The sequence below is a fragment of the Nonomuraea sp. NPDC050202 genome, from assembly GCF_040656115.1.
Lineage (GTDB): Bacteria > Actinomycetota > Actinomycetes > Streptosporangiales > Streptosporangiaceae > Nonomuraea.
Genome location: NZ_JBFALF010000020.1, coordinates 71,675 through 98,672 on the forward strand (window position 1 = coordinate 71,675; position 26,998 = coordinate 98,672).

The following is a 26,998-nucleotide window of genomic DNA, read 5'->3' on the forward strand; positions in this document are numbered from 1 at the left end:
AGCGCGGCCCGGCAGGCTGCTGGACGTCCCCCGGAACCGGTGCACCCCGAGTACGGGAACCTTGCCGCCGATGCCGTGACCGGGCGATGACGTCCGGGGATAGATCTCAGAGACCCCGGGGTTCGCGCGCCTGCCAGAGGGCGGATCGCCCTGATTCTCCGGATCTCCCGGTCGCGTACCGGTACGGCATGGTAGTGATCTGTAGGCGCCCGCCGAGCGTGGCCGGGGCCGCGGTCATCGGCCCGCCCGGCGGTGATCACGTACAGCGACACGATGGATACTCGTCGCCGATCGAAGGGTGTGAGACTCATCCAGACGCAAGACGGAGGTGCTCGATGCCGTATTTGACCCAGCTCGCCGACGTCGCCCGCCGCACGGGCCACCCGGTGACCGAGGTGGCGGGGTGGAAGAGCCGCGGCCACGGGCCGCAGCCGGAGGTGCAGGGCATCGTCTGCCACCACACCGCCGGCCCGGCCGGCGGCGGCGACCACCCCTCGCTCGCGGTGGTGCGCGACGGCCGGCCGGGCCTGCCGGGGCCGCTGTCGCAGTTCGGGCTCGGCAGGTCGGGCCGCATCTACGTCATCGCCGCAGGGCGCTGCTGGCACAACGCGCCCTCGACCTCGCCGCGGCACGACAACTCCAGCTCGCTCGGCATCGAGGCCGAGAACAACGGCTCCCAGCCGTGGCCGGAGGTCCAGCTCGACGCGTACCGGCGGCTGTGCGCGGAGCTGTGCCGCGAGTTCGGGCTGGGCGCCTCGCGCGTCAAGGCCCACCGGGAGGTCAACACCGCCAAGCCCGACCCCCACTCCATCGACATGACCGACTTCCGGGCGGCCGTCGCCGCCCTCATCGCCGGCGCGCCCGGCCCATCCTGGACGGAGGAGATCGTGAAGGAACTGCCGCTGATCCGGCTCGGCGACGACAACTACGACGTCAAGACCGTCAGGGGTTGCCTGTTCGCCCGGGGGCACGTGCCTCCCGCCGCCTACGCCTCGGTCCAGGACGGGCTGGAGGGGTGGCTGAAGTCCACCCGCTGCGACGACGGGCTGGTCGAGCTGGTGCGCAGGTTCCAGCAGGCCGAGGGCATCGACCCGGACGGCCTCGTCGGGCCGCGTACCTGGGCGCCGCTGCTGCGGGTCTGACGCAGCCGCCCCCGCGCCGCGGGCGTGGGATACTGCGGGGATGGCGCGGATCGTCTTCATCGGGGTCGGTGACGTGGAGCTGACGCGCCGCGTCCTGTCCGCGCTGATGCTCGCCCCTGCCCTGCGCGGCGAGCTGGAGGTCGTGCTGCACGACGACGACCCCGGCAGGCTGGCGACGGCCGAGACGCTGGTGCGGGCGCTGGGCGCGGAGGCGGGGGCGGATGCGAAGATCCGCAGCGTGTTCGACCGGCGGCAGGCGCTCAAGGGGGCCGACTTCGTGGTCGGCCACCTCGACGTCGGCGGGTTCGAGGCCACGCTGCGCGATTTCGAGATCCCCCACCGGTACGGCCTGCGCCAGACCATCGGCGACACCATCGGCATCGGCGGCGTGTTCCGCGGGCTGCGCACGATCCCGGTGCTGGTGGAGCTGGCCGGGCAGATGGCCGAGCTGTGCCCGCAGGCGTGGCTGCTGAGCTGCACCGACCCGATGGCGATGACCGGGTGGGCGGTGCACGAGGCCACCGGGTTCGAGCGGTTCGCCGGGCTGTGCCACGCGGTGTGCGACACGCACGCCTACCTCGCCGACCTGGTCGGCCGCGACGAGGACGAGATCACCTTCCTCAGCGCCGGGCTCAACCACCAGTCGTTCGTGCTGCGCTTCGAGGCGGGCGGCCGCTCGCTCTACCCCGAGCTCGACGCGGTGATCGCCGCCGACGCCCAGCTGCGCAGGCACGTGCGGGTCGAGCTCTACCGGACCTTCGGCCACTTCCCCACGCAGTCGAGCGAGCACGCCGCCGAGTACGTGCCGTGGATCATGCGCCATCCCGAGGAGACCGCCAGGCTGGGCGTGCCGGTCGAGGAGTACCTGCGCCGCGTCGGGCAGAGCCTGCACCTGTACGAGGAGACGCGGCGCGCCCTGTCCGCCGGCCACAAGCTGCTCATCCGGTGGCAGCACCAGGAGCCCGCCGCCGCGATGATCCTGGCTCTGCTGACCGGCGAGGAGAAGGAGATCTACGTCAACGTGCCCAACCGCGGCCTGATCGGCAACCTGCCCGGGGAGGCGTGCGTGGAGGTGCCGGCCCTGGTCGGCTCCGGCGGGGTGCGCCCGCGGGCCGTCGGCGACCTGCCCGTCCAGCTCGCCGCGCTCAACCGGACGTTCCTCAACGTGGTGGAGCTGACCGTGCGCGCGGTGCTCGACGGGGAGCGCGCGCACGTCTACCGGGCGGCCATGCTCGACCCCAACACAGCGGCCACGCTGCCGCTGCCCGCGATCGAGGCGCTCTGCGACGAGCTGATCGAGGCGCACGGCGACCTGCTGCCGGCGGCGGTGCGCCGGTGAGCGAATCGATGCCGACGGAGGTGCGGCGCGAGCGCATGCTGGCGTTGCTGACCGAGCAGGAGTTCGCCCGGGTCGCGGAGCTGGCCGAGGCGTTCGGCGTGTCCAGCGTGACGGTCCGGGCCGACCTCGACGCGCTGGAGGAGCAGGGCAAGGTGCGCCGGGTGCGCGGCGGTGCCGTGTCCGCCGGGCCCGCGCCGCACGTGGAGCCGTCGTTCGAGCTGTCGCTGGGCACGGCGGCGGTGGAGAAGTCGTCCATCGCGAAGGTCGCGGCGCGGCTGGTCGGCTCGGGCGAGAGCGTGCTGATGGGGGCGGGCACGACCACGACGTACGTGGCCAGGGAGCTGGTGGCGCGCTCCGACCTGACCGAGGTGACGGTGTTCACCAACGGGCTGCGCACGGCGCTGGAGCTGGAGCCCGCGCTGCCGCGCATCTCGGTCGTGGTGACCGGTGGCAGCCTGCGGCGGCAGCAGCACTCGCTGGTCGATCCGCTGGGCGGCAAGCTGCTGGAGGGCATCCGCGCCCACACCGTCATCCTGGGCTGCGGCGGCGTCGACGCGGCCGGCGGGGTGACGAACGTGAGCCTGCCCGACGCGGAGATGAAGCAGCGCATGCTGCGCGCCGCGACCAGGAAGATCCTCGTCGCGGACGCGTCCAAGCTGGGTGTGGTGGAGATGGCGCCGATCTGCGCGGTCGGCGAGATCGACCTGCTGATCACGGGCGAGTCGGCCGACCCCGAGTGCGTGGCCGCGCTGCGGGACAAGGGGCTGGCGGTCGAGATCGCCCGCTGAGCTCCCTGCTACGCCCTGAGGGCCTCCGGGAGGAGGTCGCCGTGGGCGCGGGTGAGGTCGTCGGCCATGCGCCAGATGTCGTCCAGCGTGAGCGAGGCCGCCGTGTTGGGGTCGATCATCAGGGCGTGCCTGACGTGGCGGGGGTCGCCTTCGAGCGCGGCGCGTACCGTCAGCTCGTTGACGCTCGCGTAGGTCCTGTTCAGGGCCGCGCACTGCGGGGGCAGCGCGCCGATGGCGGTGGGCCGCACGCCGGTGGCGTCCACCGCGCACGGCACCTCCACCACGCAGCCCTGGGGCAGGTTCGAGATGAGCCCGTCGTTGACGACGTTGCCGTAAACGACGCGGGGCGTGCCGGTGACGATGCTGTGGATGATCTGGGGGGCGTACTCGTCGGTGCCGGCGATGTCGAGCTCGCCGCCGTGCCGGACGAGGTCGCGGGTGCGCTTGTACTCGGCCAGGTTGTCCTCGCTGACCCGCAGGTACTCCCCCACCGGGATGCGCAGCCGGTCGAGCTCGGAGTCGTGGTGCATCAGCCAGGGCACGTACTCGGCGGAGTGCTCGCTGGTCTCGGTCGGGTAGTAGCCGAGCCGCCGGTACATGTCGATCCGCACCCGCCGCCGCAGCTCGGGGTCGTCCACGTTCAGCCGGGGGTACAGGTCCTCGCCGTCGCGTTCGAAGCGCAGCACCCACGCCTGGTGGTTGACGCCGGCCGCGATGTACGAGATCTCCTCGTACGGCACCGCCACCAGCTCTGCCAGGCCCCGCATCGTCCAGTAGACCGAGTGGCACAGGCCGACCACGTTCCTGACCTTGCCCGACAGGTACCAGACGTTCATCGCCATCGGGTTGGTGTAGTTGAGCAGCAGCGCGTCGGGGCAGACCGCGTTGATGTCCGCCGCGAGCGCGTCGAGGAGGGGGAACGTGCGCAGCGCGCGGAACACGCCGCCCGCGCCGATGGTGTCGGCGATGGTCTGGCGCAGGCCGTACCTGGCGGGGATCTCGAAGTCGGTGACGGTGGCGTCGTAGCCGCCGACCTGCACCATGTTGATCACGAAGTCGGCGCCGTCGAGCGCCTCGCGGCGGTCGAGGTGGGCGGTGACGGCGGCGGCCCCGTCGCCGTCACCGGCGGTGATGCGGCGGGCGACGGCCTCGGCCACCCGCAGCCGCTCGGGGTCGATGTCGTGCAGGGCGATGCGCATGCCGCGCAGCTCGGGGAAGGCGACCAGGTCGGCGAGCAGCCCCTGGGTGAAGACGACGCTTCCCGCCCCGACGAACACGATCTTCTTCATGAGGTTGCTTCCTCCCAGGTGGGTTGCGCCGCGGTGCCCCCGGCGGCGCGGGTGGAAAGGGTGCCGCAGGTCACGGCGACCGACATGCTCCGGCTCAGGGGCAGGCCGCGCAGGAGGGCGGCGAGCAGGCCCGCGTTGAAGCTGTCTCCCGCGCCGACGGCGTCCACGACGGTGGCGGGGCGGGCGGAGACCTCGACCGGCTGGCCGTCGGCGAAGGCGAGGGCGCCGCGCTCGCCGCGCTTGACGACGGGCAGGGTGCCGAGGGCCGCCAGCTCCTTGACCGCGCGCCCGAGATCGACGTGCTCGTCCGTGCCGGCTCCCGAGACGGCGCGGGCGATGGCGAGGGCCTCGTTCTCGTTGGGCAGCAGCACGTCGGTGACCGGCAGCACGTCCGCCAGGCCCGCCCAGCGGCCGGCCGGGTCGTCGTTGGTGTCGAGGGAGGTCGAGGCGCCCGCGGCCCTGGCCATGCCGAACAGCCCGGCCAGCCCCGCCGCCAGCAGCGGCTGCAGGAAGTACGAGGAGACGTGCACGTGCGCGGCGCGTTCGAGCAGGCCGGGCGGCACGTCCGTGGCGGTGAGCCGGTCGAGGCAGCCGGGGGCGGTGAGGATGGCCCGGTCGTCGCCGTCCACCAGCACCACGGTCATGGCGGTGGGCACGGCGGGATCGACGACGCAGGCCGAGACGTCCACGCCGCCGCCGCGCAGGGCGTCCAGGACGAAGGCGCCCGCGGGGTCGTCCCCCACCCGCCCGACGAACGCGGTGCGCAGGCCCAGCCGGGCGGCGCCGTACGCGGTGATCGCGCCGGAGCCGCCGAGCACGAGGCCGGCGGCGGGGACGAGCTGCTCGCGCTGGCCGAACTCGGGATGGCGAGGCGAACCCGACACGATCACGTCCGGGTTGGCGTCGCCCACGACTAGAAGGTCGAAGGTCGTTCTGGACACCACGGCACAGTCGCAGGAGTTGTGAAAGCTTGTCAACCCTTGCGCTTTTTCGAAGGTATTGACAAGACTTCGAAAGTAGCCATGATGGGCTCCAACATTCCGGGAGGGAGCATCCCCAGTGCGAAGAAGAACCGTGGCGGCCCTGGTCGCGGCGATCATCCTGGCGGCCGCCGGCTGCGGGGGCCCGTCGCAGGAGGGCCCCAGGACCGTGGACCCGCAGGCGAAAGTGAAGCTCACGTGGTGGTCGGGGCAGACCTCCGACGCGCAGAAGATCCTGGAGGGGCTGGCGGCCAAGTTCACCCAGCAGCATCCCAACGTCACCATCGAGGTCACCTCGGGCGCGTCCACCACCGACGAGCTGCTGCAGAAGCTGTCCGCGGGCTTCGCAAGCGGCGTGTATCCCGATATTTCCTATGCTTTCGGTAGCTGGGCGTCGCAGCTTCAGGAGTCGGGCAAGACGCTCGACCTGACCGAGAAGGTGAAGGACCCGGCGGTCAAGTGGACGGAGTTCCCCGCCTCGGCCCGCAGCACCGCGACGCCGAACGGCCAGGTCATCGGCTTCCCCGCGATCGTGGACAACCTCGCCCTGCTCTACAACAAGACGCTCTTCGACGCCAAGCAGGTGCCGTACCCGACCGACGACTGGACCTGGGACGACTTCAGAGCGGCGGCCAAGAAGCTGACCGATCCTGCGGAGAAGATCTACGGGACCGCGTACTCGGTGAGCGCCTCCGAGGACACCACCTGGCACTTCTGGCCGCTGCTGTGGCAGCGCGGCGGCAGCATCCTGTCGCAGGACGGCAAGCAGGCCGCGTTCAACTCCCAGGCGGGGGTGGACGCGCTGGAGTTCCTGCGGGCGATGGCGGTGGACGACAAGAGCGTCTACCTCGACCAGACCGACGAGCGGTACGCGCCGCTGTTCGGGGACGGCCGGATCGCGATGATCATCAACGGCCCGTGGTCGCTGCTCGAACTGAAGGAGAAGAAGACCGACTACGGCGTGGCCTTCCTGCCCGGCACCAACGGCGACCACCAGACGGTCTCGGGACCGGACCTGTGGACGCTGTTCGACAACGGCGACGCCAACCGGGCCTACTGGTCGTTCGAGCTGATGAAGTGGCTCACCTCGGCCGAGGGCGACGCCCAGTGGAACCTGGCCCAGGGCAACCTGCCGCTGCGCGCCTCGGAGACGTCGCTGCCGGAGTACCAGACCTACGTCAAGGAGTACCCGGGCGTCGAGAAGCTGGTGGCCAACCTGGCGAACGCCAAGCAGGCCAGGCCCACGGTCAGCGGGTACGTCGAGATGTCGCGCTACGTCGGCGAGGCCATCGCCAAGGCGCTGCAGGGCGCGGCCACGCCGAAGGCGGCGCTGGACGAGGCGGCCGCCAAGTCGCGCCAGGCGCTGGCCGGGGGCTGAGGATGTCGCTGCTGTTCGCCGGGCGGCGCCGGTCCGCCGCCCCCCGCGCGGCGATCCCGTCCGGCCGGCTGCGGTGGCTGCACCGCAGCCTGGTCGGGTGGGGGTTCGCGGGGCCCGCCACCGCGCTCGTGGTCGGCCTGTCGATCTTTCCGGCGGTGTGGGCGTTCCTCATCTCGCTGCAGAAGTGGAACGGCATCTCCCCCGCCAAGCCCATCGGCCTGCTGAACTACGAGCTCATGGTCCAGGACCCGGACCTGCTCGCGGCGGTGCGGCACACGCTGGTGTTCACGGTGCTGTTCGTGCCCTCGTCGATCTTCCTCGGCATGCTGATCGCCGTCGCGCTCAACCGGCCGATCAAGCTGGTCGGCTTCTACCGTACGTGCATCTTCATCCCGTTCGTCGCGTCGGCGGCGGCGACCGGCATCCTGGCCAGCTTCGTCTTCAACCCCCAGTACGGCGCCGCCAACACCGTGCTGCGCACGATCGGCCTGCCGCAGCAGCAGTTCCTGGAGAGCCAGTCGCAGGCGCTCGCGGTGATCTGCCTGATCGCGCTGTGGGGCCAGGTCGGCTTCACCGTGGTCGTGTACCTGGCCGCGCTGCAGGACATCCCGAAGGACGTGGTCGAGGCGGCCCGGATGGACGGCGCCAACCGCTGGCAGGTGTTCCGGCACGTCACGCTGCCCGCGCTCGGGCCGGTCACCGTCTTCACCTCCATCTGGCAGACGATCACCGCGTTGCAGCTGTTCGACCTGGTCTTCACCACGACCAGGGGCGGCCCGCTGGGCGCGACGCAGACGATCGTCTACTACGTCTACCTCCAGGCGTTCAAGCTCACGAAGTTCGGCTACGGCTCGGCCGTCGCCTACGGGCTGTTCGCCGCGACCCTGCTCATCACCGTCGGGATGATCGTCTACTCCCGGCGCAGCAAGATCGAGGCCTTCTGATGCTGAGACGCCTGCCGTTCAGCCCGTGGCACCTGCTGCTGATGCCGCTGGCCCTGCTGTTCGCGCTGCCGCTGGCGCAGATGGTGCTCACCGCGTTCATGCCGGACGGCGACATCAACCGCTTCCCGCCCCGCCTCATCCCGAGCCGGTTGCAGCTCGACGGCTTCGTCGGCCTGTTCACCGAGTCGCAGGCGCTGCGCTGGCTGCTGAACACCGTCATCGTGTCCGCGATCGCGGTGCTCGCGCAGCTCGTGCTCTGCTCCATGGCCGGGTACGGCTTCGCGCGGCTGAAGTTCTTCGGCAGGAACGCCGGGTTCCTGATGATCCTGGCCACCATCATGATCCCGACGCAGCTGCTGATGATCCCGACGTACGTGATGTTCAGCCGGCTCGGCCTGATCGACACCCTGGCGGCGGCGTTCGTGCCGTGGCTGGCGTCGGCGTTCGGGATCTTCCTGATGCGGCAGTTCTTCCTGTCGCTGCCGGCCGAGCTGGAGGACGCGGCCCGCATCGACGGGTGCTCGACGTTCGGCGTGTTCTGGCGGGTGGTGCTGCCGCTGGCCAGGCCCGCGCTGGCGACGCTCACCGTGTTCACGCTGCTCGGCTCGTGGAACGACCTGATCTGGCCGCTGGTCGCGATCAGCGACGAGAGCCTCTACACGATGCAGCTCGGGCTGGCCAACTTCCAGGGCACCCGGCACACGCAGTGGTCGCTGCTCATGGCCGGGAACGTGGTGGCCACGATGCCGCTCATCATCGCGTTCGTGCTGGCGCAGCGGCAGTTCGTGGCCACCATGACGTTCAGCGGGCTGAAGGGCTGAGCCTCACCAGGTGACGTGGAAGGAGGTCAGCCCGTACACGACGTTCATGGCGCGGAACCCGGGCGGCGGACCGGCCTCGCGCAGCCCGGGGAAGCGCGCCAGCAGGGCGTTGAAGGCGATCTGCATCTCCATCCTGGCCAGCGGCGCGCCCAGGCAGTGGTGCACGCCGTGGCCGAAGGCCAGGTGTCCCAGGTCGCCGCGGCCGAGGTCGAGCCGGTCGGGGTCGGGCACGAGCGCGGGGTCGCGGTTGGCGGCGGGCAGCGCGACCGCCACCAGCGCGTCCTCGGGGATGCTCACACCCGACAGCTCGACCTCGGTGGTGGTGACCTTGAACGTGCCGTTGTGCACGATGCTGAGCCAGCGCAGCAGCTCCTCCACGGCGGCGCCGACGCGCTCGGGCTCCTTCCTGAGCAGGTCGAGCTGGTCGGGATGGCGCAACAGGGCCAGGGTGCCGAGGCCGAGCATGTTGGAGGTGGTCTCGTGGCCGGCCACCAGCAGCAGGCTGCCGATGCCGATCAGCTCGTCGGTGGTCAGGTCGTCGCCGTGCTCGCGTACCAGCATGCCGAGCAGGTCGTCTCCCCGCTCCGCCCGGGCGCGGGCGACGAGCTCGCCCATGTAGGCCCGCGCGGCGTCGCGGATCGGGGCCCGCTCCTTCAGCGACAGGGACAGGTCGAGCAGGCTCGCCGTGCGCCGCTGGAACTCCTCACGGTCGGCGTAGGGCACGCCGAGCAGCTCGCAGATCACCAGGGACGGGATCGGCAGCGCGAACGACTCGACCAGGTCCGCGGGCGGGCCGGCCGCCTCCATCGCGTCGAGGTGCTCGGTCACGATCTCCTTGATGCGCGGCTCCAGGCGGCGGATGCGGCGCACGGTGAACTCCGGCGTCAGCATCCGGCGCAGCCGGGTGTGCTCGGGCGGGTCGAGCAGCAGCAGGTGGCCCGCCCGCTGCGCCTCGACCTGCTCCCTGGGCATGTCGGGCGCGCCCGGCGGGCGCGGCTGCCGGGCGTTGCTGAAGCGCGCGGGGTCTGCGAGCACCTCCCTGACGTCGGCGAACCTGGTGACCATCCAGACGTCCACCCCGAACGGGGTGGCGACCCGCCGTACGCCCTCCTGCTCGCGCACCCGCACGAGCTCGGGGTCCGGGTCGAACAGGGAGCGGCGCATGTAGAGGGGTAAGGTCGCGGAATCGCTCATGTGGTCTCCCGAGGGGATCTGCGCTGACCGCCACCTCCAGATGCTAGGCGTTCTCCCCGTCCCGCGGGCGGCCGGGCGGCACGAGATCGCCGAGCGAGACGGCCAGCCACAGGTGCAGGCGGTGGCCAGGGTCGGCGAAGGGGCGGCCCGAGACGCGTTCGGCGGTGGTCAGGCGGCGGCGCAGCGTGTTGCGGTGCACGCCCAGGCGCCTGGCGGCCAGCTCCAGGTTCTCCCCCGCCTCCAGGTACGCGCGCAGCGTGCCCACCAGGTCGCCGCCGTGCCGCGCCTCGTGCTCGCGCAGCGGGCGCAGCACGGCGGCCGAGAAGCGGTGTGCGGCCTCGGGCACGAACGCGTCCCTGAGCAGGGCCGCCGTCTCCAGCTCGTCCACGTGCGTGTAGCCGGGGGCGGTGCCGCGGCCGGCCAGGGCGGTGGCGTGGCGGGCCGCCGCGGGCAGCTCCTCCAGGTCGTGCGCCCGGCAACCGCCGCCCGGCGCGCCCAGCCGGTCGCACAGCCGCGCTCCCCGCGATCGGGCGTCGCCCTGCCCGGGGCTCCGCGGTGGGATGTCCTCAGGGAGCACGAAGAGGGTCGTCCCGCCGGGCCGGGCGCAGACGAACGCCCGGTCCTCGGCGTCCGGGGCGGGCAGCACGTCCTCCAGCGCCTCCATCGCCGCGTCCGCCGGTACCGGCGCCCGCACCGCGATCACCTCGTACGGCGGCGCCACTGGGCACAGCTCGCCGAGCTGCCGCGGCGTCAGGGTGCCGTCGAGCACGGCCGACAGCAGCGCGGCCCGCTGGGCGTGCGCCCTGGCCCGGTTCGCGCGCACGCCCACCAGCTCCATGGCCAGCAGGCAGGCCGCCTGGTTGGCCAGCATCCTGGTGTGCCATTCCAGGGGCGAGGACGTGCGGATCGCCAGCCAGCCGCTCGGCGGGCCGGTGAAGCCGAGGCTCTGCACCTGGACGGCGTGAATGCCGTCGTCGAGAACGGTGGCACTGCGGCGCGCCGCGCTCCGGGCCGCCGCCACCGCCCTGCCGTGCCACGGCCGCTCCACCACCCCTGCCCTACCGGCCGCAGCACCGAGGGGGCCGGAGGGAACGCGGGCACCGGGCGCGCCGTGCTGCTCGGGTGACGGCCCGGCCGGGCTCGACGCGCGAGGTGTGCCGTGCGGGTCCAGCAGGAGGGCCTCGCCGCCGGTGTGCTCCGCCAGGGCGCGCAGGATGCCCGCGCTGCCCGCCTGCAGCGCGGCCCGCGCCATGGCCTCCTGGGCGGCCACGACGCGGCGCTCACCGCGTACGCGCTCGTCGGCGTGCCAGCGGGCGACCGCCTCCGTCACCGCGATGAACGGCGTCAGGATCTCCAGGACCGGCAGGCCGTGCTCGTCGGCCGTGGCCAGCACCTCGGCGGGCACCGAGGTCACCGCCTCTCCCAGGGCGAAGGCCAGCGCCGCGCAGCCCGCGCCGGCCAGCCGCTCGACGTACGCGCGCCGCCCTGCGGCATCGGCGGGCAGGCCGAGGCCGATCGTCATCACCAGCTCGCCGCCGAGCAGCCACGGCACCGGGTCGGTCAGCTCCGACACGTGCGCCCACCGCACCGCCCGCGCCAGGCCCGCGCGCCCGGCCAGCAGCCGCATCTCCATCGCCGGCAGGGTCATCACCTGCGCCACCGTCAACGCCACGGCGCCACCTCACGAGAGTGCATACCGCACTCTATTTCACCTCCGGTGGTGCGTTCCGTCCCGGCTCTCCCTGGGGTGACCTGCGCATATCGTCGTCGCACCCCCTACACCCGGAGGAACCATGAACCGCGCCACCCGGGCGGCCGGCGCCGCCTTCGTCGGGACCACGATCGAGTGGTACGACTTCTACGTCTACGCCACCGCCGCCGCGCTGCTCTTCGACGACCTGTTCTTCCCCAACGCCTCCAGCCCCACGGTGGCGCTCATGGCGTCCTTCGCCACCTACGCGGTCGGCTTCTTCGCCAGGCCGCTCGGCGGCATCGTGTTCGGCCACTTCGGCGACCGGGTCGGCCGCAAGTCGGCGCTGGTGGTGACGTTGCTCATGATGGGCGCGGCCACGTTCGCCGTCGGGCTGCTGCCCACGTACGACTCCATCGGGGCGCTCGCCCCGGTGCTGCTGGTGCTGCTGCGGTTCGTGCAGGGGCTGGCGGTCGGCGGCGAGTGGGGCGGGGCGGCGCTCATGGCCGTCGAGCACGCGCCCGAGGGCAGGAAGACCTTCTACGGCGGGTTCGCGCAGCTCGGCAACCCGGCGGGCGCGCTGCTGGCGACGGGCGCGTTCAGCCTGATGAGCCTGTTCGGCGACGACGCCCTGCAGTCGTGGGGCTGGCGGGTGCCGTTCATCGTCTCGGCCGTGCTGGTGCTGGTCGGCCTGTTCATCCGGCTGCGGGTGGAGGAGTCGCCGGTCTTCGAGCAGGCGGACAAGACCGGGGTGCCGATCAAGGAGGTGTTCCGCACCTCGTGGCGGTCGGTGCTGCTCGGGATCGGCACCCTGCCGGTGGCCATCGGCGGCTACTACATCCTGACCACGTTCCTGCTGTCGTACGCGACAGGGCCGTCCGTCGGCGCCTCCGAGCAGCTCATCCTGAACGGCCTCAGCTTCGCCTCGTTCGTCGAGCTGGTCGCCACGCTGGGCATCGCCTGGCTGGGCGACCGGTTCGGCAGCCGCAAGGTCGCCATCGTGTTCCTGGTCCTGACCGCGGCGCTGGCCGTGCCGCAGTTCGCGGTGCTCGGCTCGGGCGACGCGGTGCTGATCTTCGCGTTGCTCGGGCTGATGCGGCTGGCCACGTCCGGCACGTACGGGCCGATGGCCGCGATCCTGGCGGAGATGTTCCCGCCGCAGGTCCGCTACACCGGGATCTCGCTCGCCTACCAGGGCGCGGGCGCGATCTTCGGTGGCCTGTCGCCGCTGGCCGCCACCGCCCTCGTCGCCGCGTACGGCGGCGCCGCCTGGCCGGCCGTGGCGCTGCTCGTCGGCATGTGCGTGCTCAGCGTCGTCTGCCTGGCCGTGGCGCCGCGTCACCGCGACCGCGTGCCGGCCGCCCCGGTCCTCAGCCAATAGCCCCGATCCTCACCGAACAGGAGAGCCCAGACATGTCCACGACCGTCATCACCGGCGGCAAGGTCATCACCATGGATCCGGCGAGCCCGCAGGCGCAGGCCGTGGCGGTCCGCGACGGCCGGATCCTGGCCGTGGGCCGCGAGCCCGACGTGCTGGCCGCGGCCGGTCCCGGCGCCGCGGTGGTCGACGCGGGCGGGCGCAGCGTGCTGCCGGGCTTCATCGACCCGCACAACCACCTGCTGTCCACGGCCGAGACGCTGGTGGCGGTGGACGCGCGCTACCCGGCCGTCGGCAGCGCCGCCGATCTGGTCGCCGCGATCGCCGCCGAGGCCGCCAGGACGCCGGCGGGCCAGTGGATCAGGGCGTACGGGATGGACGACGCCAAGTTCCCCGGCGGCCGGCCCACCCGGCGGCAGCTCGACGAGGCCACCACCGACCACCCGGTGATCGTCTACCACGTGTCGGGGCACCAGGCCGTGGTGAACTCCACCGCGCTGGCCTGGCGCGGCATCGGCGAGGACGTGCCCGACCCGGCGGGCGGCGCGTTCGTGCGCGACGAGGGCGGCCGGCTGACCGGCATGGTGCTGGACTCCGCCATGGAGCTGCTGCTGCCGGTGGCCGTGGACATCGGCTGCCACGGCCCGAACTTCCACGTGGACCTGCCGCTGGAGCAGCTCCGGTCGTGGCTGGAGCTGGCCGGCGAGACGTACCTGCGGGCCGGGGTGACCACCGTGTGCGACCCGCAGGTGTCGCGGCGGGAGCTGCTGGTCTACCGGTCGGCGTGGGAGGCGGGCACGCTGCCGGTCCGGACGGCCGTCATGCCGCTGTCGCACATGCTGGACGAGCTGGCCTCGATCGGGCTGGCGGGACCGTTCGGCGACGACCGGCTGCGGTTCGGCGCGATGAAGTTCTACTGCGACGGCACGCTGCTCGGCGGCACCGCGATGTTCGAGGAGCCGTACGGGGAGGACTTCGCCGGGTCCCTCTACCACGAGCCCGCCCAGCTCGTGGAGCTGGTGCGGAAGGCGGCGTCCGCCGGCTGGCAGATCGGCATTCACACGCAGGGCGACCGCGCCATGGGCTACTCCCTGGACGCGATCAAGGCCGCGGTGGCGGTGTCGGGCGACGACGCCAGGCCCCGGATCGAGCACTGCGGCCATCCGACGCCCGCGCAGGTCAGGGAGTTCGCCGCGCTCGGGGTGATCCCGGTCAACCAGCCCAACTTCCTGTTCGACAGCGGCACCGACTTCGTGCGCCGGCTCGGGGAGCGGCGGGCGCACCGGCTGCAGCCGATGCGCGAGGAGCTGGACGCCGGGCTGCGACCGGTGCTGTCCAGCGACTCGTTCGTGTCGTCGCTGCGGCCGATGGAGACGATCTCGAACGCGGTGCGGCGGCGGACCCGTGAGGGCGGCCCGATCGGGGCCGAGCAGGCGATCACCCTGGAGGAGGCGCTGCGAGCGCACACCATCGACGCCGCCTACGCGCTGCGCATGGAGGATCGGATCGGGTCGCTGACGCCCGGGAAGCTCGCGGACGTGGTGGTGCTGGACGCCGACGTCGCCGGGCTGCCCGCCGACGAGCTGGCCGGGGTGGACGCGTGGCTCACCATGCTGGACGGGAAGATCGTTCACCGCGCCTGAGCCCGTTCACCGCTGTACGGCGGGCGTGCGGTGTCGCCGCTCGGCAGGCCCCTCACGGTCGTGCCGCCAGGCGGGCGATGCGGCGGCGCCGCTCGGGGGTGATCTCCGGAGCCGGCATGCGCAGGGTTCCGGTGCCGTGGCCGAGGTGGTGCAGGGCGAGCTTGATGCCCTCCACGGTGCCGGCCAGCGTGTCCAGCACCTCGTCCGCCCGGGCCTGCGCGTCGCGTTCGGCCCGGGTGTCGCCGCTCGCGACAGCGTCGGCGAGGCGGGTGAACGGCTCGGGGAAGGCGGCCGACAGGCCGGAGACGACTCCGGCGCCGCCGCCACGCACGACCTCGGCGAGCCGGGTATCCGAGCCGGACCACAGCCGCTGGCCGGGCGGGAGGGCGGCGGCGTACTCGGCGAACCGGTCCGCCGCGCGGCCGCTCAGCTTGGCGCCCGCCAGCCCGGTCGCGGCGGCCAGGGCGGCGGGCTCGACGGCCACGCCGGTGCGCTCGCTGAACACGTACCCGTACACGGCGGCCGGGCCCGCCGCCCGCGCCACCTCGTCGAAGTGCCGCAGGACGGCACCGGTGTCGGCGGGCAGGTAGTACGGGGTCAGCGCGGCCAGCCTGCGCGCGCCCGCGGCGACCGCGTCCCTGGTCAGCGCCACCGACTCCCGGGTGGCGGCGGCCCCCACGTGCACCACCACCCGCTCGGGCCCGAACGCGGCCAGCGCCGCCTCCGCGACCGCCCGCCGCTCGGCCCGCTCCAGGGCCGGGAACTCGCCGGTGGTGCCGCAGACGAACACGCCGTCCACGCGGGGCGCGAGGTCGGCGAAGTACGCCTTGGTGGTGGCGAGGTCGAGCTCGCCGGCCTCGTCGAAGAAGGTCGGGACGGCGGCGAGCACCTCGGCGCGCGGAGCGGGAGGGCCGGCGCTTCCTGGCGCGGCGTCGTACGACGTGTGGGGGCTCTGTGGTGCGGCACTGCCCTGTGGCGCGGCGTTGTGCTGTGCGGGGTTGTGTCGTGCTGGATCGTGGGGCGCGGCGCTTTCTGGCATGGCGCTTTGTGGCATGGCGCTTTGTGGCATGGCGAGGCCTCGCTGTGAGATGACCGGTCCGAGGTGGTGACTCGAAGGGAAGGGCCGGTCCGAGTCAGGAGGTCCACTGCGGACCGGCCCGGCCTGGGACGAGGATCGGTGTCAGAACGCGGGCTGCGGGCGGGGCCGTTCGCTCAGCGTGGCGCGGATGCGGCCGCAGGAGCCGTCGAGGTGCGCCGCGAGGGCGGTCAGCGCCGCGTCCACGTCGCCCGAGCGGACGATGCCGCTCAGGTCGGCGTGGTCCTCGGCGACGGGGATGAGGTCGCGGTCGGTGTTGGTGATCTCCAGCACGGTGGCGAACAGCGGCCGGTGCAGCTCCCACGTGGCGGTGAGCCAGCGGTTGGCGCCGAGCGTGTAGAAGCCGCTGTGGAAGTCGAGGTCGGCGGCGGCGAACTTGGCGGGGTCGGGCGTGGCCGCCGCGGCGCGCATCTGCTCGACCGCCTCGTCCACCGGGGTCCAGTCGGCGGCGTCGAGCCGGGCGATGGCCTCCTTGATGGCCAGGCCTTCCAGGGCGCCGCGCAGGGAGTAGAGCTCGACGAGGTCGGTGTCGGACAGGCCGCGTACGAAGACGCCACGCTTGCGCGTCTCGACCAGGCCTTCGATCTCGAGCTGGCGCAGGGCGTCGCGGACCGGCCCGCGGCTCACCCCGAAGCGCTCCGCGATCCTGCCCTCGACCAGGTGCGTCCCCACGGCCAGCTCGCCGCGCACGATGAGCGAGCGGAGCTGGGCGAGCAGCTGGTCCCCGAGCGGGGGATGACGCAGCGGATTGGTGATCGTCACCCAGCTCTCCTCTCGTGTCCTGCACGGAGCCTAACGCGCTGGACGGCATACGGTCAACGTTAACCGTTGACGGTTAACCGTTTGCCGAGTCATAGTGTGCGGCAACTGAATCCCTGCGGAAACGTCGAATGCCGCACGGCAGAAAGGGCGTCGCCATGGTCGCGACCTCTCCCCCACGCACCGACCTTCGCTACACCTGGAAGGTCACGGCCTCCAGCTTCCTCGGCAACACCCTCGAGTACTACGACTTCCTCGTCTACGGCACGGCCGCCGCCGTCGTCTTCCCCAAGGTCTTCTTCCCCGACGCCGGCGGCTTCGTGGCCACGCTGTCGGCCTTCGGCACGTTCGCGGTCGGCTTCCTGGCCCGGCCGCTGGGCGGCCTCTACTTCGGCAGCCGTGGCGACCGGCACGGCCGCAAGTCCACCCTGATGGTCACGCTGGTGCTGATGGGGGTGAGCACGATCCTCATCGGCCTGCTGCCCGGGTACGACTCGATCGGGGTCTGGGCGCCGGTCCTGCTGGTGGTGCTGCGGCTGCTGCAGGGGTTCGCGGTCGGCGGCGAGTGGGGCGGCTCCATGATCATCGTGCTGGAGTCGGCGCCGCCGCACCGGCGCGGCTTCTTCAGCGCCTGGCCGAACACCGGCGGGTTCTCCGCGCAGATCCTCATCACGGGCGTCTTCGCCTACGTCTTCACGCTGCCGGACGAGCAGTTGCTGAGCTGGGGGTGGCGCATCCCGTTCCTGCTGTCGGCGGTGGTGCTCGTGGTGACGTTCTGGATGCGGCGCAGCCTGCACGAGACCCCGGTCTTCACCGAGGCCGTCGCCGCGGATCCGCAGCGTCACGCCCACGGGCCGATCCGCCGGATCTTCGTCGACGACTGGCGCAACCTGCTGCTGATCGTGGGCCTGCGGTTCGCCGAGGCGCTGCCGTACTTCCTGCTCACGGTGTTCGCCCTGTCCTACGGGGCGAGCATCGGGATCGACAAGGCGCAGCTCAACAACGCGATCCTGATCGCCGCGGTGCTGGCCTTCGTCAGCCACGGCGCCTTCGCCGCCCTGTCGGACCGGATCGGGCGGCGGCCGGTCTACTTCTTCGGGGCGGCAGTGGTGTTCGTGATGGCCTTCCCGTTCTTCGCGATGCTGCACAGCGGGTCGATGGTGCTGATCGTGCTCGGGTACGTGCTGGTGCTGAACGTCGGGCACAACGCGATCAACGCCATCCAGCCCGCCTTCTACGCCGAGCTCTTCCCCGCCGAGCGGCGCTACACGGGGGCCGCGGCCGGACGGGAGATCGCCTCCATCTTCGCCGGCGGGCTGACGCCGTTCGTCGCCACCGCCCTGGCCGGGGCGGACGGGTCACGCTGGCCGCTGGTGGCGGTGTACGTCATGGTGGGAGCGGTCGTGACGATGATCGCCGTCTACAAGGCACCCGAGTCCTACCGCCGCGACCTGACCACCACCGGCGACTCCGTCCGGTGAGCCGCGATGATCCCGGGTCGCGCCGGGCCCTGGCCGCGCTGTGCCAGGCCCTGCCGGCGCCGGTCCGGCAGGGCCGTCACAGGCCGGTGAGGGTGAGGAAGGCGTCGTCGGGGCTCGGCCGGCGCAGCGCCAGGTCGGCCACGCGCACGCCGGCCCCGTCGAGATCCCGCGACATGCCGGGGAGCCGCCCGTAGCCGCCTGCCACGGGGATCGTGATGATGTCGTCGATGCTGGGCGGCCCGCTCCCGTGCCCGCGCAGAAGGGCGGCCGTCCCGGCTCCCTCTGACAGGTCTCGTGCCCGGAGTGGGAGGGAGTGCCCGACAGGCCGGTGCCGGCCGGCCCGGCGCCCGCGGCGCTTCGCGTGGTTCGTAGGATGGCCGTCGATCCCCGCAGGACACGAGAGGTGCAGCACCATGGTCAGCCGCGACGTCCCCGCTCTCGACGACCCGGTGGGCGAGTCGCTGCGCGGTCACCACGCGCACCTCGCCCGCCGGCTCGGCCGGGCCGCCACCTACCAGCCGGGAGTCGCCACCTTCTCCACGGTGACCCCTGGCGCGGGACCGGAGGAGTGGGCCGACCTCGCCCGGCTGCTCGGCACGGGCGAGCTCGCCGACATGTTCAGCAGCCCGGCGACACCGCCGCCGGGCTGGGAGCCGGTCTTCGTCCTCGACGGCCGGCAGATGGTCGGGCCCGATCGCCCGCCCGCCGGGACCGGCGCCGGCGTGGTCGAGCTGGGCGCGGACGACGTGCCCGAGATGCTGGCCCTCGTCGCCCGCGCCCAGCCGGGGCCGTTCTGGCCGCGTACCCGCGAGCTGGGCACCTATCTCGGCGTGCGCGAGAACGGCGCCCTGGTGGCGATGGCGGGCGAGCGCCTGCGGCCTCCGGGGTGGACGGAGATCAGCGCCGTCTGCACCGCCCCGGAGGCACGCGGGCGAGGGCACGCCGCCCGCCTGGTCGGTGCCCTCACCGCGCGTGTCCTGGCTCGCGGCGAACGTCCCTTCCTCCACGTGGCCGAGGCGAACACCGGCGCGATCGCCCTCTACGAGCGGCTCGGCTTCGAGACCCGCAAGCCCGTGACGTTCCGGGGCTTCCGCACGCCGTGACGGCCTCAGCCCGCTGACGGCCTCGCCCGCCTGACGGCCACAACCGTTTGACGACCTCATCCGCTTGACGACCGCAACCGTTTGACGGCCTCATCCGGCAGTCAGGACGGTTTCACTCGCTTGACTACCGCTCGGCGCCGAGCCCGTCCAGCGCCACCGGCTTGGGTCGCTCGCAGGTGCTCTCGATGTCCACCGCCCGGCCCTCGTGCGCCGAGGCGAGCAGCGACTCCATGACGTCGAGCACGTGGAAGGCCAGCGTGCCGCCCGCCCTGGGCTCGCGGCCCTCGGCGAGGTCGATCAGGCCGACGCCGCGGCCCGCGCCCGCGTACCCCGCCGACACCGGCAGCGGGCGCGGGCCCTCGTCGCCGAGGCGGGTCAGCATGACCTCGCCGTCGAAGTGGTTGGGGTCGGGTACCACGAGGGAGCCCCGCTCGCCGTGCACCTCGATGTTCGGCGCCTTGGTGGCCACCGCGTCGAAGCTCATCACCAGCGTGGACAGCGCGCCGGACTCGTGCACGAGCACGCCGGTGACGTGGGTGTCCACGGTGACCGGGATCTCCTCGCCCTGGCGCGGGCCTGAGCCGATCGTGCGCTTGGCCCGCGTACGGCTGGCCGCGCCGATCACCGTCGTCACGGGGCCGAGCAGCGTCACCAGGCTGCTGATGTAGTACGGCCCCATGTCCAGGAGCGGCCCGCCGCCGGCGACGTAGTAGAAGTCCGGGTTCGGGTGCCAGCGCTCGTGACCGGGCGTCACCATCGTCGCAGTGGCCGCGACCGGCCGGCCGATGAGGCCGTCGTCGATGGCCTGGCGGGCGGTCTGGGTGCCGGTGCCGAGCACCGTGTCGGGCGCGCAGCCGACCCGTACCCCCGCCGCCTCGGCCGCCTCCAGCACCCGGCGCGCGTCCTCGCCGGTCGCGGCGAGCGGCTTCTCGCAGTAGACGTCCTTGCCGGCCGCGATGGCGAGCAGCGCCACCTCGGCGTGCGCGGCCGGGATGGTCAGGTTGAGCACGGCGTCGATCCGGGCGTCGGCCAGGAGTTCCGGCACGCCCAGCACATCCACGCCTGGGTACGCCGCCACCGCCGCCCGCGCCCGCTCCGGGTCCAGATCGGCCACCGCCACCAGCCGCACCTGCGGCAGCCGGTCGATGGTGCGCAGGTACTGGGCCGAGATGGCCCCGCAACCGACGATGCCGAGGTTCAGCGGCTGGCCCACAACATTCCCCTCTCGATGATGGTGCGCACGCTGTCGTGCTGCAGGACGTCGAGGCTGTGCCCCGGGGTCGCGACGAAGATGCGCCCCTTGCCCCAGCGGCGCGTCCAGATCGCCGGCGAGGTCACCTCCCGGTGCCAGGGGTCCCACGGGCGCACCTTCTGCGTCGTGGTCGCCAGCACGTCGTTGTAGTCGTCGGCCAGCACCCAGTACTGCTCGGTGACGAGGTCGAAGTCGCCGATCCCCTCGGTGATGGGGTGCGCGGCCGCCTCGGGCAGCATGTTGACGGTGTACGGGACGAAGTTGTGCCGCTCGGTGCCCGCGTCCTCGTCGTCGGGGTGCTTGCCCGGGTGGCACGCGAACTGCCCGCCGATCAGGTGCAGGTAGTCGGAGGAGTTGCGGTAGGAGTCGGCGATGCCGCCGTGCCAGCCGGCCATCCCGGTGCCGGCCTCGATCGCCGCCCGCAGGCCCTTGAGCTGGTCCTGCTCGATGGTGCCCATCGTGTAGCACTGCACGATGAGATCGACCCCGGACATGTACGCGGGGTCCGCGTAGGGCGCCGGGCTGTCCGCCAGCCGCACCTCGAACCCGTTCTTCTCGAGGAAGGGCACGAAGAGGTCGGTGGCCGCCACCGGGACGTGCCCTTCCCACCCGCCTCGTACCACCAGGACCGTACGCCTGTGCTCGCCCGCCATGCACTCGCCAATCACTCGATGAACCACAAATAGGCCGCGCGCCACTTAAGTCCCAAAAGAGGCACACTTCACCAATTGTGGCGGAGTGAGGGCCAAAACTCCCAGTGCTAATTCCTGGTGTGGCGTCGTGGGGTGGCCAGGGCACGGCGGGCGTAGGCGCGGACGTCGGCGTCCGTGTCGTCGAGCGCGCCGCGCAACGCCCGCACCACCTCCGCGCCACCGGCCCACACGCCGCCCGCCCCAGTGCCGTCCGCCCCGTTGCCCTCCGCACCCGCGCCCCCCGCGCCGTTGCCGTCCGCACCCGCGCCGCCCGCCCCAGTACCGTCCGCACCCGCGCCGGCCGTTCCAGTCCCGCTCGCACCCGCGCCGGCCGTTCCAGTCCCGCTCGCACCTGTGGCGGCCGCCCATGGCCCCAGCGCCAGCACCGCGGCCTTGCGTACGTCCGGGTTGGCGTCCGACAGCGCCGCGACCAGCGGCGGCGTCGCCGTGGCGGGGTCCGCGGCCGCCAGGCAGCGCGCCGCCCCCACCCGCACCTGCCAGGCCGGGTCCCGCAGCCCTTCCAGGGCCGCCGACACCAGCGGATCGCGCGTGGCGGCCGACGACTCCAGGGCGGCGGCCCTGACCAGAGGGTCGGCGTCGCCGGCGAGCACCCCCAGGGCCGGCGACGGCTTGCCGATCAGGCCGAGGCCCTTGGCCGCCCACACGCGCACCTCTCGTGACGGGTCCGTGGCCGCGCCCGCCACCTCGGAGACCGCGTCGAGCGAGACCAGCCCCCTGACGGCCGCGATCCGCACCCGGTGGTCGGCGTCGTGCAGCGCGCCGTGGAAGAGCTCCGTGCCGCCCAGCCGCAGCGCGCGCAGCACGTCCAGGACCGCCGCCCGTACCGTGGCGTCCCCGCTCGGCAGCCGCCCGGCCAGCGCGGCACCGAACGTGCCGGTGGCGGGCAGCACCTCGACCAGCTCGACCAGCCCGGTGGCGGCGGCCCGCCGCACGGTGCCGTGGGCGTCGTCGAGCGCCTCCGCCAACGCCGGTCCCGTGCCGGGCGGGACGGTCTCGGTGAGCGTGGCGATCGCGGCGCGGCGCACCTTGGGGTCGGGGTCGGCGAGGTACGGGGCCAGGTCGGAGACGGCCGGCTGCTGCTCGGCGAGCCGGTGCAGCTCCAGGATCCGCGGCGAGCGCCCCACCGCGGCCTGCCGCACGACCTGGCCGGCGGCCCGCCGCACGACGGCGACCGCGCCTCGCGTACCCAGCACCACCGGCTCGGCCTGGACGGGCGTGAACTCCTCGACGGGCACGAGGTACGGCTCCACCGGCCGCTTGACGAACTCCATCGCCCCGTCGGCGCGCTTGCGCAGGTTGAGGTGGAACAGCCACTGCGAGTCGTCGCGCCCGGGCAGGTCGGCCCGCTCGTGGTAGAGCCCCCACCGGCTCTCGGTACGGGCCAGCGAGGAGCGCGCCGCCATCTCGGCGCAGTCGCGGATGAAGTCCACCTCGGCGCAGCGCATCAGCTCGTGCGGCGTGCGCGCCCCCATCGCGGCGATCTCCTCCCGCATCCGCTCGAACGACTCCAGCGCGATCTCCAGCTTGGCCCCGGTCTTCGGCGGTGCCACGTAGTCGTTGACGAAGCGGCGCAGCTTGTACTCGACCTGCTGCTGCGGCGGCCCGTCCGGGTGGCGCAGGGGCCGGTAGACGAGCTCGTGCGCGGCGGCGATCTGGTCCTCGGGCAACGCGCCCGGCACCCGGTGGTGGGCGGCGGCGTGCGCGCCCGCCAGGTCGCCGAAGACGAAGGCGCCGATCATGTAGTTGTGCGGCACGCAGGCCAGGTCGCCCGCGGCGTACAGGCCGGGCACGGTGGTCGCGCCGTTCTCGTCCACCCACACGCCGGAGGCGGAGTGGCCGCCGCACAGGCCGATCTCCGAGATGTGCATCTCCACGTCGTGGGTGCGGTAGTCGTGCCCGCGCCCGGCGTGGAACGTGCCACGGGTAGGGCGCTCGGTGGTGTGCAGGATGTTCTCGATGGCGGTGACGGTCTCGTCGGGCAGGTGGGAGAGCTTGAGGTAGATGGGGCCGCGGGCGGAGCCGATCTCGGCCGACACCTCGGCCATCATCTGTCCCGACCAGTAGTCGGAGTCGACGAACCGCTCCCCCTGGTTGTTGACCTGGTAGCCGCCGAACGGGTTGGCCACGTACGCGCAGGCCGGGCCGTTGTAGTCCTTGATCAGCGGGTTGATCTGGAAGCACTCGATGCCGCTGAGCTCGGCACCGGCGTGGTAGGCCATGGCGTAGCCGTCGCCGGCGTTGGCCGGGTTCTCGTACGTGCCGTACAGGTAGCCCGAGGCGGGCAGCCCGAGCCGGCCGCACGCGCCCGTCGCGAGGATCACGGCTCCGGCGGAGACCGTGACGAACCGCCCCGAACGGGAGTCGAGGCCGGCCACGCCGACCGCCCGGCCGCCGGAGGTGAGCACCCTGACCGGCATGACGCGGTTCTCGATGCGGACCCGCTCCCGGATGTGGCGCTGCCGCAGCACCCGGTACAGGACCTTCTTGACGTCCTTGCCCTCCGGCATCGGCAGCACGTAGCTGCCGGAGCGGTGCACCCGGCGCACCGCGTACTCGCCGTGCTCGTCCTTCTCGAACTTCACCCCGTAGCCCTCCAGGCGGCGCACCATGTCGTGGCCCCTGGTCGCGGTCTGGTAGATCGTCTTCTGGTTGACGACGCCGTCGTTGGCGCGGGTGATCTCGGCGACGTAGTCCTCGGGCGTGGCCTTGCCGGGGATGACCGCGTTGTTGACGCCGTCCATGCCCATGGCCAGCGCGCCGCTGTGGCGCACGTGGGCCTTCTCCAGCAGCAGCACGCGCGCGCCGCGCTCGGCCGCCGTGATGGCGGCCATCGTCCCGGCGGTGCCGCCGCCGACGACGAGCACCTCGCACTCCAGGTGCAGGCGGTCCTCGATCGGGGGGATCTCCATCTTCACAGCTCCTCGAGTATCTGGCCGCGCAGGCCGGCGCGGCCGGCGGCGGGGTCGCGGGGCGAGGGCACCTCGACGACCGAGCGGACGCCGCCCCGCCCGAGGACCACGACGCGGTCGGCGAGCAGCAGCGCCTCGTCCACGTCGTGCGTGACGAAGACGATCGTGGCCCGGGTGTCGCGCAGCACGTCCAGCAGCAGGGCCTGCATGCCGGCGCGGGTCTGGGCGTCGAGCGCGCCGAACGGCTCGTCCATCAGCACCGCGCGGGGCGTCCCCGCCAGGGCGCGGGCGAGCTGCACGCGCTGGCGCATGCCGCCCGACAGCTCGCGGGGCAGCCGGTCCTCGTGGCCCTCCAGGCCGACGCGGGCCAGCCAGTCCTGGGCCACCGCCCTGCGCTCGCGCCTGGACAGCCCGCGGATGCGCAGCGGCAGCTCGACGTTGCGCCGCACGGTACGCCAGGGCAGCAGCCCGTCGTCCTGGAAGACCATCGCCCGCTCCCGGGAGGTGCCGGTGACCTCCGCGTCATCGGCGAGGACCCGGCCGCCGTGCGGGGGCAGCAGCCCGGCCAGCGCGCGCAGTAGCGTGGACTTGCCCGACCCCGACGCGCCGACGATCACCAGCACCTCGCCGGGCCGGACCGCCAGGTCGACCTCCCGCAGCACGGGGCCGCGCGCGTAGCCGAGCGAAAGGGACTCCAGGGTGATGCCGAGCGTCACGACTCCTCCTGCGCCCTGGGCAGCCAGGGCGTCACCCGGCGCCCCACCAGCTCGACGGCGGCCGAGGTGAGCCAGCCGAGCACCCCGATGGTGATCATGCCGACGATCACGGCCGGGTAGTCGACGATCGTGTACGACATCCACGTCCGGTAGCCGACCCCGAACTCTCCCGAGATCATCTCCGCCGAGATGACGCAGATCCACGACACGCCCATGCCGACCGACAGGCCGCCGAACACCCCGGGCAGGATCCCCGGCAGCACGACGTGCCACAACACGTGACGGCGGCCGCCGCCCAGCGTCCTGACGGCGTCCTCCCACAGGGTGGGCAGGGCGCGTACGGCGTGCCGGGTGCTCACCATGATCGGGAAGAACGCCGCGGCGAACGTGATGAACACGATGCCCTGCTCGTCGGCCGGGAACAGCAGGATGGCCACCGGCACCAGCGCGATCGCGGGGATGGGCCGCACGGCCTCGAACAGCGGGGTCAGCACGTCCCCCGCCCTGGCGGACCTGGCCACCAGCACGCCCGCGGCCACCCCCGCCACCGCGGCCAGCCCGAACCCGGTGAGGATCCTGATCAGGCTCTGCAGCAGGTCGAGCCAGTAGAGCGGGGTGGTGACCCGGCTCGCGGTGCCGGCGCCGATCTCGCCCAGCGTGGGCAGCCGGTCGAAGCGCAGCCACACCTGGGCGTCGGTGACGGTGAGCACCTGCCACAGCCCGGCCGCGACCAGCAGGGACGCGGCCCCGACGAGCCGCCGCCGCACCTTCGCGCCGCTCCTGGCGCGCCGTCGCGCCCAGGCGGACGCCCCCGGCGGGTCGCCCGCCTGGGCGCCGGCGGCCCGCGGCCCGTCAGCCCGCGCCCCAGCGGTCCTGCCCTCGGCAGCCCGGACCTCGTCGGCAGACCGGACCTCGGCAGGCCGGACCTCGGCAGGCCGGGCGTCTGTGATCCGGGCGTCTGTGATCCGGGCGTCTGTGATCCGGGCGTCGGCCGTCATCGGGCGTCACCTCCCCCCGCCACCGACGCGAGCGCGTCCGCGTAGCCGACGGGCTCGGCCTTCGGGTGCTCCGCGCGGTAGGCGTCGGCGCCTTCCTGGGTGGTGAAGGGCAGGAAGCTCCCGCCTGGTTCCTTCAGCCAGACCGACCGGTCGGCGAACCACCTGGTGCCGGTCACGGTGTCGGGCACGTACGCCGCCCGCACCTTCCCCCGGGCGGCGGCGATCTGGCGCAGCAGGCACGTGGGGGTGGCGGCGGGCCTGGTCGCGCTCTCGCCCGCCAGCCAGAGCTCCGAGGCGGTGCCCGGGTCGGTGACGGGCCGGCCGCAGACGGCGTCGTGGCCGGTGGTCGTGGCGGGGTTCGCGGTCGAGGCCCGGTCCCTGTCGTACGCGGCCCCGTACGCCTTGCGCAGGTAGCTGTCGTTGACGAACGCCTGCACGTCCACGCCGGAGAAGCCGGAGCTGATCTGCTTGAGGTAGGCGACGTCGCGCTGGTGCGCCTGCCGCAGCGGCTCCTTCAGCGTGACGTCGAACGTCGAGATGCCGTCCCGGCCGTTGTAGAGGTAGACCACCTCGGCGGGCAGCCCGGTGTCCTTCGCCACGGACTCGGCCGCCTCCAGCGGGTGCTCGTGCAGGTAGCGGGTGGCGTCCAGCTGGGCTTTGAGGAAGGCGTCCACGACCTCCGGATGTTCCTCGGCGTACGCCTGCCGCGCCACCACCCCGTGGAAGGTCGGTACGTCCAGGGCCGACCCGTCGTACACCAGGCGGCCCTTGCCCTGGAAGGCCAGCAGGCCGGGCCAGGCCACGAACTGCGCGTACCCCTGCACGCCGCCCGACTCGAGCTGTGCCGCGCCGACGGCGGGCTGGTGGTTGACCACCTCTGCGGTGATCTTCGCCCGCTCCATCGCCTGCACCAGCGTGCCGTGCCCGGCCGAGCCGACGCTGGCGGAGATCTTGGTGCCGGCCAGGTCGGACAGCGTGCGGGCCGTGGAGCCGGGCGGGACCAGTACCATGTTGAGCCCGCCGCGCAGGTTGTAGCCGGTGATGGAGATCAGCTCGGTGCGGGCGGCCGGGATCGGCTGGGTCCTGGCAGCGTTGATCAGCAGCGGGTAGTCGCCCATCGAGCCGATGTCGATCTTGCCGGCCACCATCTTGGCGGTGATGGGGGCGCCGGTCTCGTAGTCCTGCCACTCGACCGCGTACCTGTCGCCGAGCCGCTTCTCCAGGTATCCCAGCGAGCGCAGCAGCGTGCCCGCCGTCACCGTGTTGATGGTCCTGGACTGGTACCCGACGACGAGCGTGATCTTCCCGCCGTCGCCGGACGCTCCGGAGACCGAGCAGGCCGTCGCCGCCAGCAGCAGGGCGGCCGCCATGAGCGCTTTGCGCAT

General features: G+C 72.9%; 23 protein-coding genes. 10 read left to right on the forward strand and 13 right to left on the reverse strand.

Annotated features, from left to right (window positions below; genetic code table 11):
- Positions 1-335: 335 nt before the first annotated feature.
- Genes AB0I79_RS39015 through AB0I79_RS39025 form a run of 3 tightly spaced genes read left to right on the forward strand, consistent with a single transcriptional unit; the run spans position 336 to position 3,269 of the window.
- Entirely contained in the window at positions 336-1,142 is an 807-nt protein-coding gene (locus AB0I79_RS39015; RefSeq protein ID WP_357884559.1) for an N-acetylmuramoyl-L-alanine amidase, read from the forward strand.
- A gap of 40 nt (positions 1,143-1,182) precedes the next feature.
- A complete protein-coding gene (locus AB0I79_RS39020; protein ID WP_357884561.1) occupies positions 1,183-2,481 on the forward strand; it encodes an alpha-glucosidase/alpha-galactosidase in 1,299 nt (432 codons plus the stop codon).
- On the forward strand, positions 2,478-3,269 hold the full coding sequence (locus AB0I79_RS39025) for a DeoR/GlpR family DNA-binding transcription regulator (protein ID WP_357884563.1): 792 nt from the start codon (positions 2,478-2,480) through the stop codon (positions 3,267-3,269). The genes AB0I79_RS39020 and AB0I79_RS39025 overlap by 4 nt, the downstream gene beginning before the upstream one ends.
- 8 nt (positions 3,270-3,277) lie before the next feature.
- On the opposite strand, the gene AB0I79_RS39030 is transcribed toward AB0I79_RS39025, so the two are convergent.
- Together AB0I79_RS39030 and AB0I79_RS39035 are read right to left on the reverse strand one after the other, a co-directional pair.
- Positions 3,278-4,558, reverse strand: a complete 1,281-nt coding sequence (locus tag AB0I79_RS39030; protein ID WP_357884565.1) for an alpha-glucosidase/alpha-galactosidase — start codon at positions 4,556-4,558, stop codon at positions 3,278-3,280.
- Entirely contained in the window at positions 4,555-5,499 is a 945-nt protein-coding gene (locus AB0I79_RS39035; RefSeq protein WP_357884567.1) for a carbohydrate kinase family protein, read from the reverse strand. The genes AB0I79_RS39030 and AB0I79_RS39035 overlap by 4 nt, the downstream gene beginning before the upstream one ends.
- Before the next feature lie 118 nt (positions 5,500-5,617).
- Between AB0I79_RS39035 and AB0I79_RS39040 the strand changes: the two genes are divergently transcribed.
- The 3 genes from AB0I79_RS39040 to AB0I79_RS39050 are packed head-to-tail and all read left to right on the forward strand — an operon-like array spanning position 5,618 to position 8,681.
- The gene (locus AB0I79_RS39040; RefSeq protein ID WP_357884569.1) at positions 5,618-6,916 is read left to right on the forward strand and encodes an ABC transporter substrate-binding protein; all 1,299 of its coding nucleotides are present in this window, start codon (positions 5,618-5,620) and stop codon (positions 6,914-6,916) included.
- 2 nt (positions 6,917-6,918) lie between these two features.
- Positions 6,919-7,860: a sugar ABC transporter permease gene (locus tag AB0I79_RS39045; RefSeq protein ID WP_357884571.1), complete on the forward strand. Its 942-nt coding sequence runs from the start codon at positions 6,919-6,921 to the stop codon at positions 7,858-7,860.
- On the forward strand, positions 7,860-8,681 hold the full coding sequence (locus tag AB0I79_RS39050) for a carbohydrate ABC transporter permease (protein ID WP_357884573.1): 822 nt from the start codon (positions 7,860-7,862) through the stop codon (positions 8,679-8,681). Before AB0I79_RS39045 ends, AB0I79_RS39050 begins: the two co-directional genes overlap by 1 nt.
- A gap of 3 nt (positions 8,682-8,684) precedes the next feature.
- Here the strand turns inward: AB0I79_RS39050 and AB0I79_RS39055 are convergent, their stop codons facing one another.
- Together AB0I79_RS39055 and AB0I79_RS39060 are read right to left on the reverse strand one after the other, a co-directional pair.
- Positions 8,685-9,875 (reverse strand): cytochrome P450, encoded by a 1,191-nt coding sequence (locus AB0I79_RS39055; RefSeq protein WP_357884575.1) that lies wholly within the window; start codon positions 9,873-9,875, stop codon positions 8,685-8,687.
- Positions 9,876-9,918: 43 nt separating this feature from the next.
- Positions 9,919-11,547 carry a PucR family transcriptional regulator gene (locus AB0I79_RS39060; RefSeq protein WP_357884577.1) on the reverse strand — a complete coding sequence of 543 codons (1,629 nt, stop codon included), beginning with the start codon at positions 11,545-11,547 and terminating at the stop codon, positions 9,919-9,921.
- A 121-nt stretch (positions 11,548-11,668) separates the two neighbouring features.
- Here AB0I79_RS39060 and AB0I79_RS39065 point away from each other — a divergent pair, with 121 nt between their 5' ends.
- On the forward strand, positions 11,669-12,946 hold the full coding sequence (locus AB0I79_RS39065) for an MFS transporter (RefSeq protein WP_357884579.1): 1,278 nt from the start codon (positions 11,669-11,671) through the stop codon (positions 12,944-12,946).
- A gap of 32 nt (positions 12,947-12,978) precedes the next feature.
- Positions 12,979-14,586, forward strand: a complete 1,608-nt coding sequence (locus tag AB0I79_RS39070; RefSeq protein ID WP_357884581.1) for an amidohydrolase — start codon at positions 12,979-12,981, stop codon at positions 14,584-14,586.
- Positions 14,587-14,638: 52 nt separating this feature from the next.
- Here AB0I79_RS39070 and AB0I79_RS39075 read toward each other — a convergent pair whose 3' ends face one another.
- A complete protein-coding gene (locus AB0I79_RS39075) occupies positions 14,639-15,625 on the reverse strand; it encodes a dihydrodipicolinate synthase family protein (RefSeq protein WP_357884583.1) in 987 nt (328 codons plus the stop codon).
- A 141-nt stretch (positions 15,626-15,766) separates the two neighbouring features.
- Positions 15,767-16,444, reverse strand: a complete 678-nt coding sequence (locus AB0I79_RS39080; RefSeq protein ID WP_357884585.1) for a GntR family transcriptional regulator — start codon at positions 16,442-16,444, stop codon at positions 15,767-15,769.
- 128 nt (positions 16,445-16,572) lie between these two features.
- Here AB0I79_RS39080 and AB0I79_RS39085 point away from each other — a divergent pair, with 128 nt between their 5' ends.
- Positions 16,573-17,922 (forward strand): MFS transporter, encoded by a 1,350-nt coding sequence (locus tag AB0I79_RS39085; RefSeq protein WP_357884587.1) that lies wholly within the window; start codon positions 16,573-16,575, stop codon positions 17,920-17,922.
- Between the two features lie 76 nt (positions 17,923-17,998).
- Here the strand turns inward: AB0I79_RS39085 and AB0I79_RS39090 are convergent, their stop codons facing one another.
- Positions 17,999-18,127, reverse strand: coding sequence for a hypothetical protein (locus AB0I79_RS39090; protein WP_357884589.1), 129 nt, complete (start codon positions 18,125-18,127; stop codon positions 17,999-18,001).
- 208 nt (positions 18,128-18,335) lie between these two features.
- On the opposite strand from AB0I79_RS39090, the gene AB0I79_RS39095 reads away from it, so the two are divergent.
- Positions 18,336-19,025, forward strand: a complete 690-nt coding sequence (locus tag AB0I79_RS39095; protein ID WP_357884591.1) for a GNAT family N-acetyltransferase — start codon at positions 18,336-18,338, stop codon at positions 19,023-19,025.
- 124 nt (positions 19,026-19,149) lie between these two features.
- On the opposite strand, the gene AB0I79_RS39100 is transcribed toward AB0I79_RS39095, so the two are convergent.
- From AB0I79_RS39100 to AB0I79_RS39125, 6 genes are all read right to left on the reverse strand, one after another.
- On the reverse strand, positions 19,150-20,238 hold the full coding sequence (locus AB0I79_RS39100) for a Gfo/Idh/MocA family oxidoreductase (RefSeq protein WP_357884593.1): 1,089 nt from the start codon (positions 20,236-20,238) through the stop codon (positions 19,150-19,152).
- On the reverse strand, positions 20,223-20,930 hold the full coding sequence (locus tag AB0I79_RS39105) for a ThuA domain-containing protein (protein ID WP_357884595.1): 708 nt from the start codon (positions 20,928-20,930) through the stop codon (positions 20,223-20,225). Before AB0I79_RS39105 ends, AB0I79_RS39100 begins: the two co-directional genes overlap by 16 nt.
- 107 nt (positions 20,931-21,037) lie before the next feature.
- On the reverse strand, positions 21,038-23,899 hold the full coding sequence (locus tag AB0I79_RS39110; RefSeq protein WP_357884597.1) for a fumarate reductase/succinate dehydrogenase flavoprotein subunit: 2,862 nt from the start codon (positions 23,897-23,899) through the stop codon (positions 21,038-21,040).
- A 2-nt stretch (positions 23,900-23,901) separates the two neighbouring features.
- Entirely contained in the window at positions 23,902-24,615 is a 714-nt protein-coding gene (locus AB0I79_RS39115) for an ABC transporter ATP-binding protein (protein WP_357884599.1), read from the reverse strand.
- On the reverse strand, positions 24,612-25,613 hold the full coding sequence (locus AB0I79_RS39120; RefSeq protein WP_357884601.1) for an ABC transporter permease: 1,002 nt from the start codon (positions 25,611-25,613) through the stop codon (positions 24,612-24,614). Before AB0I79_RS39120 ends, AB0I79_RS39115 begins: the two co-directional genes overlap by 4 nt.
- Positions 25,610-26,998 carry an ABC transporter substrate-binding protein gene (locus AB0I79_RS39125; RefSeq protein ID WP_357884603.1) on the reverse strand — a complete coding sequence of 463 codons (1,389 nt, stop codon included), beginning with the start codon at positions 26,996-26,998 and terminating at the stop codon, positions 25,610-25,612. Before AB0I79_RS39125 ends, AB0I79_RS39120 begins: the two co-directional genes overlap by 4 nt.

Bases quoted from the DNA above. Each gene is read 5' to 3' on its own strand.
- AB0I79_RS39085 (WP_357884587.1), top strand. From the start codon at position 16,573: ATGCCGCACGGCAGAAAGGGCGTCGCCATGGTCGCGACCTCTCCCCCA.
- AB0I79_RS39045 (WP_357884571.1), top strand. From the start codon at position 6,919: ATGTCGCTGCTGTTCGCCGGGCGGCGCCGGTCCGCCGCCCCCCGCGCG.
- AB0I79_RS39120 (WP_357884601.1), bottom strand. From the start codon at position 25,613: ATGACGGCCGACGCCCGGATCACAGACGCCCGGATCACAGACGCCCGG.
- AB0I79_RS39055 (WP_357884575.1), bottom strand. From the start codon at position 9,875: ATGAGCGATTCCGCGACCTTACCCCTCTACATGCGCCGCTCCCTGTTC.
- AB0I79_RS39110 (WP_357884597.1), bottom strand. From the start codon at position 23,899: ATGGAGATCCCCCCGATCGAGGACCGCCTGCACCTGGAGTGCGAGGTG.
- AB0I79_RS39020 (WP_357884561.1), top strand. From the start codon at position 1,183: ATGGCGCGGATCGTCTTCATCGGGGTCGGTGACGTGGAGCTGACGCGC.
- AB0I79_RS39125 (WP_357884603.1), bottom strand. From the start codon at position 26,998: ATGCGCAAAGCGCTCATGGCGGCCGCCCTGCTGCTGGCGGCGACGGCC.
- AB0I79_RS39095 (WP_357884591.1), top strand. From the start codon at position 18,336: ATGGTCAGCCGCGACGTCCCCGCTCTCGACGACCCGGTGGGCGAGTCG.
- AB0I79_RS39075 (WP_357884583.1), bottom strand. From the start codon at position 15,625: ATGCCAGAAAGCGCCGCGCCCCACGATCCAGCACGACACAACCCCGCA.
- AB0I79_RS39070 (WP_357884581.1), top strand. From the start codon at position 12,979: ATGTCCACGACCGTCATCACCGGCGGCAAGGTCATCACCATGGATCCG.
- AB0I79_RS39030 (WP_357884565.1), bottom strand. From the start codon at position 4,558: ATGAAGAAGATCGTGTTCGTCGGGGCGGGAAGCGTCGTCTTCACCCAG.
- AB0I79_RS39065 (WP_357884579.1), top strand. From the start codon at position 11,669: ATGAACCGCGCCACCCGGGCGGCCGGCGCCGCCTTCGTCGGGACCACG.
- AB0I79_RS39050 (WP_357884573.1), top strand. From the start codon at position 7,860: ATGCTGAGACGCCTGCCGTTCAGCCCGTGGCACCTGCTGCTGATGCCG.
- AB0I79_RS39105 (WP_357884595.1), bottom strand. From the start codon at position 20,930: ATGGCGGGCGAGCACAGGCGTACGGTCCTGGTGGTACGAGGCGGGTGG.
- AB0I79_RS39015 (WP_357884559.1), top strand. From the start codon at position 336: ATGCCGTATTTGACCCAGCTCGCCGACGTCGCCCGCCGCACGGGCCAC.